Source organism: Coprococcus sp. AF16-5 (genome assembly GCF_003479365.1).
Taxonomy (GTDB): domain Bacteria; phylum Bacillota; class Clostridia; order Lachnospirales; family Lachnospiraceae; genus Coprococcus; species Coprococcus aceti.
In genome coordinates this window covers 764,663-777,251 of the sequence record NZ_QUGZ01000002.1, presented here as the reverse complement: position 1 = coordinate 777,251, position 12,589 = coordinate 764,663, and the positions used below count along the sequence as shown (strand labels likewise).

The window sequence follows — 12,589 nt, the reverse complement described above, 5'->3', positions numbered from 1 at the left end:
GGAAACCGAAAAAATGGCTATCCTCCACATAGACAGACCCCTCCCTCGGTGTGTGGCTTACCTTTCGTGAGCCTTGCTTCGTTGCAGGTGGCGGTTGTAAAACTCCAACGCCTTAACAACAAAATCTGTTTCCTGCCCTCTGGGGACATTCTTTGGAATGAGCTTGGTTATCCTTTCATCACGGAAGGCGGGCTTTTCCTTTTGGTTTGGCTTTTCTTCTTCCATAATGCTCTGGATAACCTCGTCCGTCAGCTTTCCGTCTTGCATAAACTTTTTCATTTTGATAGCCTGTGCAAGTGACGGGGTAGCATCGTTATACTGCATCGCTTCAAGCAGGGTGTACTGCTGTTCCTCGGACAGATAGGAGATTTCCACCGCAGGGCGAAAAGCAATCTGTCTGTCGTCCACCATTTGCAGGATTTCAGGAACAAGCTCGGTCAGACGGATAAAGCGATGAATTTGCCGACTACTATCAGAAACATCTTTGCTCATTTTATCAACGCTAAATAACTTCTCGCCCACTGGTCGAGAAGTTAAATCTGTTCGTTGCCCCTGCCTGTTCATAGCTTCAAGCCGCATTTTATAGGCAAAGGCTTTCTCACTCGGCAATATCGTTGACCTCTGCAAGTTACTTTCCACCATTACAATAATGGCTTCATCAAGGGTCAGCTCCTTAACCTCACATTTGAGTGTATCAAGCCCTGCAAGCTCACACGCTTTTTTACGCCTGTGACCGCTGATAAGCTCATACCGTCCGTCCTCTTTGAGCCGCACGGTAGCAGGGGTCATAACACCGTTTCGCCTGATACTATCGACAAGCTGTTCCATATCCTCGTCCATCAAAACCTTAAATGGGTGGTCTGGAAATTCGTCAATCTCTGCAATCGGTATATCCCTGATTTTACTTAACTTTGCTTCTTCACGGCTCTCGTCTGTTTGGAAAAGGTCATCGTATGCAGTCAGCTCGATTTTGCTTTCTCTGCTTCTCGCCAATATCTGCCACCTCCTTTCCAAACTGTTCATAAGCTGCAGCTACCTTGCCGCTTTTGTCATAGGCAAAAATGCTCTTGCCCTCTGCGGTAGCTTCCACTGCACGGATAGAATGAGGGATTTCCGTATCAAACACCTTAATCCTCTGCCCATAGGCACTCTTAACGGTTGCGGTAATCTCCTTAGAAATGTTGGTGCGTGGCATTACCATTGTCATAAGGATACCGTCTATCCGCAGCTTGGGGTTGATTTGCCGCTTGACCATTGACACCGAGCGAAGCAAAAGCTCTAAACCTTTGGCAGAAAGATAATGGGGCTGTGTCGGGATAATCACGCTGTCAGCCGCCGCCAGAGCATTGATAGTTATCATTCCGAGAGAGGGCATACAGTCGATAAGCACATAATCGTAATTCTTCCTGACCTCATTCACATAGGTTTTCAGAACACGCTCACGGCTCATCGCGTTGATAAGCCTGACTTCAAAGCCTGACAGCTCAATGTTGGACGGGAGCAGGTCAATGCCCTCGCCGTGGTGCAGGATACCTCCAGAAGCATCAAAAGATTTATCGTCTATGATGCTTTGCATTACAGTAGAGAGGGTTATTGGAATATCATCAGGTCTGTTGTAACCCAGAGCCATTGTGAGATTAGCCTGTGCATCGGCATCAATGAGCAGGACTTTCTTGCCCTGTTTTGCCAGACCCACACCCAGATTGACCGCCGTTGTTGTTTTTCCGACACCGCCTTTCTGATTAGTCAGAGCAATCACTTTGCAATTTGACATAGGTGCGTCCTCCTTTCGCATTTATTTAGCCGCTTTGTCAAGGCGGCTATGTAACCATATCAGAGAACGCAAAAGAGCCGCTTACTCTTAAAATTAAAATCAATAAGAATAAGCGGCTCGGTGTAATGTGCCTTAGACATATTCAATTTTCATTCTCTTAACAGGGGCGTTGGCGACTTTGAATATCAGCTCGTCAACGCAGTCTGTATATCTGCCTTGCTGTATGAGTTTATTTTTCAGCTCCACAAGGCTATGTATAACTATCTGCCTTTCGTGGCTATCCAAATATGCGTGATAGATTTTATCTCTCATAATTGCCACCGTCCTTTCTTGGCTTCATTATATCCAGAAGTGAGAGAAAGAACAAATCTGCAAATCAGGATAAAAAAATAGGCGTACCACTATTTCTAATGATACGCCCGCACGATTAGATAACTTCAAAATGTTTCAAGGCATCTTTTATCGCTTCTACCTTTTCTGGTGTTGGGTGTTTCCTCGGTTGTTTCAATTCCTCTACCGCATTAGGAGCATCATACATCGGCAAGCCTAAATCTCTCTTTACCTCTGCAATATATGCGGTATGTACTTTGAAGCCGTATTTTGCTTCTATGTACTCTTTAATCATCTTGTAGGTTACTCGCTCTTTTGGCTTATAGCTTTCTGCTCTCTTTTCGATATTATCAAGAGGAATTTTACCCTCACCCTCGCCAAACTCTACTTTTACATTGATTACGCTGTCAGGTTTTTTGTGGGAAAGAAGTACTACTGTCTCTACATGCCCACTATGACAAAACTGATCCACGACCGCCACCTTCTTCGCCTCATACCCCTTCTCCTGAAGTATCTTCACATCCCTCGCCAGGGTTGCCGGGTCACAGCTCACGTAGACGATACGTTCCGGCGCCATGTGGACCAGAGTGTCCAGAAGCACCTGATCGCAGCCCTTTCGCGGTGGGTCTACGACCACGACGTCCGCGTGGGAGCCGTCGCCGCCCTTCTTGTATATGTCGGGAACGACTTCCTCTGCCTTACCAACAAAGAACTCGGCATTTGTGATCCCGTTGATCTCGGCGTTGTGTCTTGCATCATCTATAGCCTGTGGAACGATCTCCACTCCGTATACCTTCTTTGCCTTCTGCGCGAGGAACAAGGATATGGTTCCTATTCCGCAGTACATGTCCCACACGGTCTCGTCGCCTGACAGGTCCGCATACTCCATAGCCTTGTTGTACAGGACATTTGTCTGGACAGGATTTACCTGATAGAAAGACAATGGGGATATCTGATATTTGATATCGCCGATATAATCCGTGATGTATGACTGTCCCCAGAGGGTTATGCACTTGTCCCCCAGTATACGATTTGTATTCTCCATGTTGACGTTCAGGCAAATGGATGTCATGCCGTCTATCTTAACCAGTTCATCTATCAAAATCTCACTATGCGGAAGCTTGTTGCCATTTGTCACCAGACACACCATGATCTCCTTGGTGGTAAATCCAACTCTGATAAGGATATGTCTGACCAGACCTCTTCCAGTCTCCTCGTCGTAGGTCGATATGTGATTGTCCTCAATGAAGCTTCTGACGATAGCAACTATTTTGTCATTCACTGGCGCACCGATGGCACAGCTCTCTGTGTCTATGATGTCGTGGCTTCTTCCTGCGTAGAATCCGATGACCACATTGCCGTTCTTGTCCCTACCGACAGGGAACTGTGCTTTATTCCTGTAGTGAAATGGATCATCCATGCCGTAGGCTGGCTTTTCCATGATGGCTTCCACGTTCTCCATCTTGCCGATCCTCTGCAGACAGTTCTTCACCTTGTTCCACTTGTATTCGAGCTGCTGCTCATAGGAAACCTGCTGCATGGTGCATCCGCCGCATCGTTTCGCCTTGTCGCACACCGGCTCCACGCGGTATGGCGATGGTGTGATGAGCTTCATCAATCTTCCGTAGGCTATGTTCTTCTTCACCTTGACGATCTTCACCTCTGCCAGATCGCCCACCACGGCATCCTTGACAAATACAGTCATGCCCTGAACGTGTCCAATGCCCTCTCCGTCATTGCCCATGTCCTCGATGAGCACCTGATAATCCTCATTTTTGACAAGTGTGACTTCACCAGTATTTGCCGCATCCGTTCCGGATGTTCTAACAACTGAACTTGCACTATTCACTGCCTCCATGGTATTTTTTCTCTGCATACCATTTACTCGTCTATTGTTCTTAGGTCTCCTATTGTTCCTAATATCTGACATATACTATCTCTCTTCCTATTGCCGTTATTAATTATCCGACGTCTTTCGGATGTTGGACTGGAGAGCTCTGTTGAAGCCCAGCCAGCCATTGTTGTCCTTTGCCGCATCCAGCTCCTGGATAAATGTCTGGATCTTGGCGTCTGTGTTGTCCGCCATGGACAGTGCCAGAGCCTCGATGAGTGCCGGCTTCTTTGGTGAGCCGTACTCAAGCTCCCCGTGGTGAGCCAGTATGCAGTGCTCCAGCTCATTTGCCGCCTTGGCAGGGAAATTGTCTATGGTATTGATCTTATCGCGGATCATCATCGTTCCCATGACTATGTGTCCCAGAAGCTGACCTGCGTCTGTGTAGTCGTTCTCAGGGAACTTGGAGATCTCGTAGACCTTGCCAATGTCGTGGAGAAGTGCCGCTGTGATCAGCAGATCTCTGTTGAGCACCGGATAATATGTAGTGTAGTAGTCGCACATCTTGGCAACTGCCAGCGAGTGCTCCAAGAGGCCTCCTATGTATCCATGGTGTATAGATTTTGCCGCTGAATGATTCTTGAATTCCTTGACAAATGCAGGATCCTCGGCGAAGAATTTCTTCAGAAGCACCTTGTAATAATCCTTGTCGAGTGATTCCACGAGAGCCATAAGATCCTTGTACATCTGCTCTATATCTTTCTTGGTACACGGCATATAATCAGCCTCTGAGTATTCTCCCTCATCTGCAATACGAATCTTCTTGATATTGAGCTGAAGCTCATTGTTAAATGATGTGACCTGACCATCCACCTTGATAAAGTTCTTTGACTCAAAGTGTCCTATCGCATTGCTCAGCTCCCAGACCTTTCCGGCTATACTTCCTGTCTTATCCACAAGCTCCAGGTTGTAATATGTCTTTCCTGATTTTGTAGTTCCTGTCTGCTTGTTCTTGCAGAGATAGACATTTGATATCATGTCGCCTTCGTTGAAATCTGTTATAAATACCATTTTTCTTTTCCTCTTTCTATGTTTAATTATTATTGTATGCTTTAATTTTAATCATATATAAGAATACAATAGGCGGTTGTGAAAATCCAGTATTTACTGAACATTTCCACAACCGCCTATATTACTATATTCCCACACATCACATCTTATCATACTCATGAAGCTTATCTGAAGCAGCCTTCACATTCTTCCGTGATTCTTCCCTGTCAAGCTTTCTCACTCCAAACAGCCCCTTGATGACAAATGCTATTCCCACGCAAAGTGTTCCAAGGATCAGTGTGAGCTCAAGTCCTGACATATATCTCAGTGAAACATTCAGTGAGATTATGATGCATACAAAGAATGCTATACAAAGTCCTGTGAACACAAGTCCTGTTCCCATGTTCGGCTTAACCAGAAGTGCGATAAATGCGATGACCAGCAGGACAATAAAGATTCCTCCAATATTCACACCACCACCTATACGAAACAGTGAACTTAAAAGTCCCCAATCGGACACGACTACATTCTTCAGGAACATCACACTGCCCGCGATCATCAATACGATTCCCAATAAAAACTGCAATAACTCTTTCATAACCTGTCTTCTCCTCTTCTTTTTGTAATACGCAACTCTCTTTGTCTTAAGTCATATATCGCTTTATTTTTCCCCCCAGATCAAACTGTATTTTATAATATCAGCTTTGTGTTTCTCCCGCAACCACAGCCGCTGAATTAATCAGGGAAAATGTGCCTATTTCTACACCTGCAATATGTTGACGCTCTATAATTATAAGGGGTATAATCAATTATGTATGTTCATAATTAGAGTCTTTATATATATTTAATTATGCTTTTCATGCACTTATCGAGTTAAACACTGATCCTATTCATCATATGATCACAAGATTCATGCCCGTGCATATGAATTTTACAAATCTGCATTTGTATGAAAATATTTATATAAACGAATTTACATAAGCACTATAAAATAAAAAGTTAAATAATAAGGAACACAGAAAATGAATCTAAGAACATTAAGAGTTATAGAATACAACAAAATAGTTGAGATGCTGACAACATTTGCCTCATCACCCATGGCGAAGAGGAAGTGTCAGCGCATAAAGCCCCGCAAGGATCTCGCCATGATCGAGACTCTTCAGCAGGAGACAAGGGATGCTCTTCGTCGTCTGAACACCCAGGGCAATCTATCATTTGCAGGACTTAAAGATATCGGGGCATCTCTAAAGAGACTTGAGGTTGAGGGAATCCTCACCACCGCAGAACTGCTTGATGTGGCAAGCATGCTGGACCTCGCACTCACCGCCAAAAGATATGGTGAGAACGAAGGCACAAGCATGACAGATACGAGAAGACGCAGCAAGGAGCAGATCGAGGAAGAGAAAGCTTCCAACAAGATGCTCGGGCTCAGCATGAACCCGGATGGCACCACATGTCCGGACAGCCTGCGCACGAGATTTCTGGAGCTCATGCCTCTGGAGCATCTGTCCAGGGAGATCCACAGATGCATAATTTCCGAGAACGAATTTGCCGATGACGCTTCATCAGGGCTCAAGGCCGTGCGAAGGAACAAGCGTCTGACAAATGAAAAGCTGCACAACCAGCTTGCAAAGCTTGTCAGCGATACCAGCAAGCAGACCATGTTCCAGGATAACCTGGTAACCATGAGAAACGGCAGATACTGTATCCCGGTCAAGGCCGAGTACAAGAACCATTTTCCTGGTATGATACACGACCAGTCGTCGACCGGAGCAACAGTGTTCATCGAGCCTATGGCCATCGTGAACCTGAACAACGAGCTGAAGGAGCTTGACAATCAGGAGCTTGCCGAGATCGAGAAGATACTTGAATCCCTCTCCGCCCAGACCGCGGCAGAGATAGAATATATCAGATATAACTTTGACACGCTGGCAGAGCTGGACTTCATATTTGCCAGAGCGTCATTTGCAAGAAGCTACAAGGGAACCGAACCGGTATTCAACACCGATGGGATCGTCGATATAAAGCAGGGAAGACATCCGCTACTGGAGAAGCACACCGTCGTACCTGTGGACATCAAACTGGGTGAGGACTACAACCTCCTCATCGTGACCGGTCCTAACACCGGTGGTAAGACGGTATCACTCAAGACTCTGGGACTCTTCTCACTCATGGGACAGTCCGGACTTCATATTCCGGCACTTGACGGTTCAAGACTGAATGTATTTGACGACGTATTTGCCGATATCGGAGATGAGCAGAGTATAGAGCAGAATCTGTCCACATTCTCATCCCACATGAGCAACATCGTGTACATACTGGATCATGTCACCCCCGGCAGTCTGGTTCTCTTCGACGAGCTGGGCGGCGGTACGGACCCTATAGAGGGTGCAGCACTTGCCATCGCCATCCTGTCACATCTGAACGACATGGGTGTCAGATGTATGGCAACCACACACTACAGTGAGCTCAAGACATTTGCCATGAGCACACCGGGTGTCGAGAATGCAAGCTGCGAATTTGACGTGGCAACACTCCAGCCGACATATAAACTGATGATTGGTATTCCTGGAAAGTCAAATGCTTTCGCCATAGCGAAGAAGCTTGGAATCGACGATAGCATCATCGAGAGCGCCAAGGCCAATATCGACAGCGATACAGTTGACTTTGAGACCCTGATTGCGGATCTTGAGAGAAGCAAGAGGGAGATTGAACAGGACAAATCCGACATTGCAAGACTCAAGGAGGATGCAAAGCAACTTAAGGAACGTGCACAGATGAAGGATACAGAGCTCTCAGACAAGAAAGCCGAGATTCTGGCAAAGGCGCGCCAGGAGGCATCCGAGATCATAGAGGAGGCGAAGGCTGAGGCCGATGCCGCTATAAGGAAATACAACAAATGGACCACCAACCCGGCAAAGGCCGATGCCAAGGCGATGGAGGCCGAGAGACAGAAACTCCGCGCGAAGATCAACGACCTCGGCAGGATGAACGAGGAGAAGCGCAAGACTGTAAAGTCAGACCACAAGGCATCCGACTTCAAGGTTGGCGATACCGTACATGTTATCAGCATGGATTCCGAGGGAACCATCATGGCACTGGCTGACTCCAAGGGTAAGCTGAAGGTCCAGATGGGTATAATCAGCGCATCTCTTCCACCTACTGATCTTCTGCTGGTTGAGCATGAAAAGAAGAAACCGCAGAAGGCCACAGTCACAGGTGGCAAGAGCATGAACAGGATGATGAATATCAAGCCTGAGATAAATGTACTCGGTATGACGGTCGACGAAGCCACATCACTTGTGGATAGATTCCTTGATGATGCCCTTATGGCTCATCTGCACAGAGTCACCATCATCCACGGAAAGGGCACCGGAGCCCTCCGAAAAGGAATACATCAATTTCTGAAATCACAGCCACATGTCAAGTCCTTCCGTCTCGGAGAATTCGGAGAGGGTGATGCGGGAGTCACCATAGTGGAACTTTAAAATAATGCTTCAACAATGAAATCGGTGTACGCCTTCGGATTTTTTACAAACTATATTATTATAAATTTACTGGGAGGTTTATATATATGAGCAAAAATAATATTCTCATCGTTGACGACGACGAGAACATCGCAGAGCTTATATCACTCTACCTCAACAAAGAGTGTTATGAGACCGAGATAGCCGCAAGCGGAACGGAAGCTCTACAGTTATTTGAAGAATATTCGCCTGATCTGATTCTCCTGGATGTCATGCTTCCGGGAATGGACGGCTACCAGGTGTGTACAGAGATAAGAAAGACATCGAACACGCCTATCATCATGCTCTCTGCCAAGGGTGAGGTATTTGACAAGGTGCTGGGGCTTAAGATCGGTGCAGATGATTATATCGTCAAGCCATTTGACTCAAATGAGCTTGTGGCAAGGGTCGGCGCCCTTCTCAGGAGGTCAGCCATGTCTGAGAGTGCACAGAAGCAGCCACAGAGCGCAGCTTACGATGTCACAAGTGCGGACCATGTAGGTACATTTGTGGAGTATGACGGGCTGGTCGTAAATATCTCCAACTACACAGTAACCTTTGAGGGACACAATCTCGAGATGCCGCCAAAGGAGCTGGAGATCCTCTACTTCCTCGCCAGCAGACCAAATCAGGTATTTACCAGAGAGCAGCTTCTGGACAAGCTGTGGGGATACGAGTATGTGGGCGACACTAGGACCGTGGATGTACATATCAAGAGACTTCGTGAGAAGCTGAACAACAATCATAACTGGAGCATTGCCACTGTATGGGGCATAGGCTACAAGTTTGAATGGAGATCATAATGAAGAAAACAGCATTTGACAAGATCGTGGTCGGATTCGTAGTGCTGGTTGTGATCATATTTGCACTGCTCATGGTGTACAGTATATCAACAGCACAGAATTCTGTTCTCTCAGAGCGCAAATCCACCATGAAGAACGAGATCACAATGCTTGCCGACGGCGCCATGACTGATTACAGCAACGGAACCATTGACAGCAAGGAATTATACAAGGAGCTTCAACATGCGGCGGATACCCTGGACATGGGAATCTGGCTCACCGATGAACGCAGCAACATTATTTTCAGGACGGGAAGCTCTTCAGGAAGCAGTGAATCCGGTGGGTCTTCCAAGGATTCAGATTCACACAGCAGCACAAATGACAACCTCAAGAATTATGTGGAACCGGATGAATTGTTTGCATCATTCTGCTTCGAGGATACATTTGGCGGCTATTTCTCGGAGGACACTCTGGTGATCGGCCAGCCTCTCTACTCGTGGAACAATTACATGGGAACTATCATCCTGACATCACCTATGACATTCAAACAGGACATAAAGAGCAGGATGCTTTCAACGACATTTGTGCCATTCCTGATTCTCATGCTGATCGCCATGATCGCGCTTATGCTCATGTCAAACAGCCTGCTCAAGCCTATACGTGAGATCATCAAGACGTCCAAGTCATACGCCCAGGGTAACTTCAATGCCAGGGTAAATGTGACCGCGAAGAACGAATTCGGCGAACTTGCGAGATACATGGAGGAGATGGCAGATGAGCTGAGCCGTTCAAATGAGTACAGGAAGTCATTTATATCAAATATATCCCATGACTTCAGATCGCCACTCACATCCATCAAGGGTTACATAGAGGCCATGCTGGACGGCACTATTCCACTGGAAAAGCATGAGAAGTACCTCGGCATAGTGTTAAATGAGGCACAGAGACTGACCAAGTTGACACAGGGACTTCTGGAGCTGAACAACTTTGACTCATTTGACCTGCAGCTTGACAAGTCCAACTTCGATATCAGGGATATCATCACGCCAACCATCAATACATTTGAAAAGAGATGTAATGACAGGGGAATTTTCCTGGACAGCGTCTTTCTCACGGACAACACCGTGGTATATGCCGACAGGACCAAGATACAGCAGGTTATATACAATCTGGTTGACAACGCCATAAAGTTCACACCTGAGGGACGTCAGATCAGAGTTCAGGTGACCGAGAAGGACAACAAGATATATACAAGCGTCAAGGATGAGGGTGTGGGAATTCCAAAGGATGCCCAGAAGAAGGTATTTGAGAGATTCTACAAGACGGATCCGAGCCGCGGCAAGGACAAGACCGGAACCGGACTGGGACTGGCCATAACCAAGGAGATCATCAAGGCTCACGGCGAGCAGATCACCCTCACATCCGAGGAGGGCGAGGGAAGCGAATTTATCTTCTCTCTTCCTAAGGAGAAGGATATGCAGGTGCCTATCAAGCCTGTTCACATTGAAGCACACAGCGAAGAACACTCCGAAGCAAACGTGTCATCATCCGGCGTGAAGAGCAATGGCAAATTCAGGATCAAGGATTCATAACATATCGCAGAATATTAAAGCCCGGGTATTACCCCAGAGAATGTCTCTGTTGTAATACCCGGCTCTATTTATTTCACTTTACATTTCCTACCATCTATCCACACATTTTTCACCTGTGAAACATCTATCGGCTTAGTGAAGTTCAACTCCATTCTCTGTATGCTGTCGCCATCACCGGTCTTGCCGATTCCATATACTACATCTTTCAATTCTTTATTGTCTGTCATCTCAAGTATTATATTCTCCAGCGAGTCATCATCGACCGCCGCATTTTCAGCAATGTCAATGGTTATGCCCTTTGTATTTATTGTACATTTTTCAATGCCATCTATGCCGGATACATCCACACTATGTCCCTGCATATCATCCTGAACCTTAAACTGTAAGGTCCAAGGGCCATCCACCTCGTCTGCTACATAGGTGACCGCGCCATCACTTGATTTATTTTTGTTGAACAGGGTAATGCTGTTACATCTCATGGTTATGACATCCCCCACCTTGTATGCATTTTTCTTTTTTAACTTGTATACAATATCAGACATTGTCTGCTTGTTCGTGAGCGAGATTCCATCGCCAGGAGCCGTGCTGCCCGCATATTCACTGACGATGTTCGCACCGCCTTCTATTATCTGCATCTGAGCATCAAAGCTCTCATATTTTTCTGTGTCAAAGTCATCGTATGTGATCACCATCGCAATGTTGACCTGATCGCCATCCACTGCTACCTTCTTCAGATCAAAGCTTACTTTTGCATCGGACTCGGTTATCACCTTTACACTGCCCTTATACTCGTTATTTATGTAGCTCTCGTCCACATATTTTGATGGAATAACACTTCCAGTCTCCCTGCTCAGGCTGTCAAAAAACCATGCCAGCGAGCCGTTCTCTGCCGCATATGTCAGTCCGCCTCCCGACAGGATCAGAACAGCCGCCACTGCCGCTGCCGCCGTCTTCCATCCATGATTTCTTCCGGTTTTCCTCGCCTTCACCTTGTGCCTGAGCCTCTTCACACAGGCATCCTTCTCTTCATCCGACATATCCATGGTCTCAATGTCCACATTTACATCGTTCATAACGTCATATACATTTCTGTCTTTTCCGTTTTTCATGATCATTCACCGCCTTTACACTTGTTTCAATCGACTTCTTGCTCTGGACATTCTGCTGTAGATAGATGATGAAGATACCCCATAATCTTCCGCTATCTCATCTACACACTGGTCATCCCAGTAGTACCTCAGAATGATGTCCCTGTCTTCATCCGACAGACCACTCAGCAGCTTTTCCATGCTGTCCGATATCTCCTCATTGAGTATCTCCAGCAGGTTGTCATTTGCAAGCTTGTTCTCATAGTCTGCTATGTCTTCCTCCGAACATCTTCTGCTGTATCTTCTCAGATAATCTATGGATCTGAATCTTGCAATTGCCGTTATCCAGCTTCTGAACGAGCCTTTGCTCTCGTCAAATCTGTCTATATTGTTCCATACATCCAGAAACACATCGTCCATGCACTCTTCAATTTCCTCCGGCATGCCCGAAAGATTCTTGTACACAGCGGCTTTCACCTGCCCGCCATATTCCTGAACCACAAACTCCAGAGCTTTCTCATTATGCCGTTTCAGCTTCGATATATAATTGTTCCTAGTTACTATATCATTCACCTCCCCGTGTGTTTCTAATATATATTCCGATCAAAATCTGTGTTTTCTTGCAGTAAAAGCGAT

Annotated in this window: 11 protein-coding genes; 3 read left to right on the top strand and 8 right to left on the bottom strand. The window is 46.3% G+C overall.

Annotated elements, in window-relative coordinates; genetic code table 11:
- Positions 1–57 precede the first annotated feature (57 nt).
- The 6 genes from DWW70_RS08275 to DWW70_RS08250 all read right to left on the bottom strand — a co-directional run bounded on the left by DWW70_RS08275 (position 58) and on the right by DWW70_RS08250 (position 5,583).
- Positions 58–993, bottom strand: coding sequence for a ParB/RepB/Spo0J family partition protein (locus DWW70_RS08275; protein WP_117688248.1), 936 nt, complete (start codon positions 991–993; stop codon positions 58–60).
- The gene (locus DWW70_RS08270; protein WP_117688247.1) at positions 947–1,774 is read right to left on the bottom strand and encodes a ParA family protein; all 828 of its coding nucleotides are present in this window, start codon (positions 1,772–1,774) and stop codon (positions 947–949) included. Before DWW70_RS08270 ends, DWW70_RS08275 begins: the two co-directional genes overlap by 47 nt.
- Before the next feature lie 132 nt (positions 1,775–1,906).
- Complete coding sequence (locus DWW70_RS08265) at positions 1,907–2,086, bottom strand: hypothetical protein (RefSeq protein WP_015522518.1); 180 nt, start codon at positions 2,084–2,086, stop codon at positions 1,907–1,909.
- A 115-nt stretch (positions 2,087–2,201) separates the two neighbouring features.
- On the bottom strand, positions 2,202–4,034 hold the full coding sequence (gene rlmD, locus DWW70_RS08260) for a 23S rRNA (uracil(1939)-C(5))-methyltransferase RlmD (protein ID WP_243017697.1): 1,833 nt from the start codon (positions 4,032–4,034) through the stop codon (positions 2,202–2,204).
- Positions 4,035–4,061: 27 nt separating this feature from the next.
- Positions 4,062–5,006 (bottom strand): 3'-5' exoribonuclease YhaM family protein, encoded by a 945-nt coding sequence (locus DWW70_RS08255; protein ID WP_022216953.1) that lies wholly within the window; start codon positions 5,004–5,006, stop codon positions 4,062–4,064.
- A gap of 139 nt (positions 5,007–5,145) precedes the next feature.
- Positions 5,146–5,583, bottom strand: a complete 438-nt coding sequence (locus DWW70_RS08250) for a hypothetical protein (protein ID WP_118649632.1) — start codon at positions 5,581–5,583, stop codon at positions 5,146–5,148.
- A 424-nt stretch (positions 5,584–6,007) separates the two neighbouring features.
- Here DWW70_RS08250 and DWW70_RS08245 point away from each other — a divergent pair, with 424 nt between their 5' ends.
- From DWW70_RS08245 to DWW70_RS08235, 3 genes are all read left to right on the top strand, one after another.
- A complete protein-coding gene (locus DWW70_RS08245) occupies positions 6,008–8,473 on the top strand; it encodes an endonuclease MutS2 (RefSeq protein ID WP_118649631.1) in 2,466 nt (821 codons plus the stop codon).
- 86 nt (positions 8,474–8,559) lie between these two features.
- A complete protein-coding gene (locus DWW70_RS08240) occupies positions 8,560–9,294 on the top strand; it encodes a response regulator transcription factor (protein WP_118649630.1) in 735 nt (244 codons plus the stop codon).
- A complete protein-coding gene (locus DWW70_RS08235) occupies positions 9,294–10,865 on the top strand; it encodes a sensor histidine kinase (protein WP_243017696.1) in 1,572 nt (523 codons plus the stop codon). Before DWW70_RS08240 ends, DWW70_RS08235 begins: the two co-directional genes overlap by 1 nt.
- 68 nt (positions 10,866–10,933) lie before the next feature.
- On the opposite strand, the gene DWW70_RS08230 is transcribed toward DWW70_RS08235, so the two are convergent.
- Together DWW70_RS08230 and DWW70_RS08225 are read right to left on the bottom strand one after the other, a co-directional pair.
- Positions 10,934–11,974: a hypothetical protein gene (locus DWW70_RS08230; RefSeq protein WP_118649628.1), complete on the bottom strand. Its 1,041-nt coding sequence runs from the start codon at positions 11,972–11,974 to the stop codon at positions 10,934–10,936.
- Between the two features lie 15 nt (positions 11,975–11,989).
- Positions 11,990–12,526: a sigma-70 family RNA polymerase sigma factor gene (locus tag DWW70_RS08225; protein ID WP_055224066.1), complete on the bottom strand. Its 537-nt coding sequence runs from the start codon at positions 12,524–12,526 to the stop codon at positions 11,990–11,992.
- Positions 12,527–12,589 lie beyond the last annotated feature (63 nt).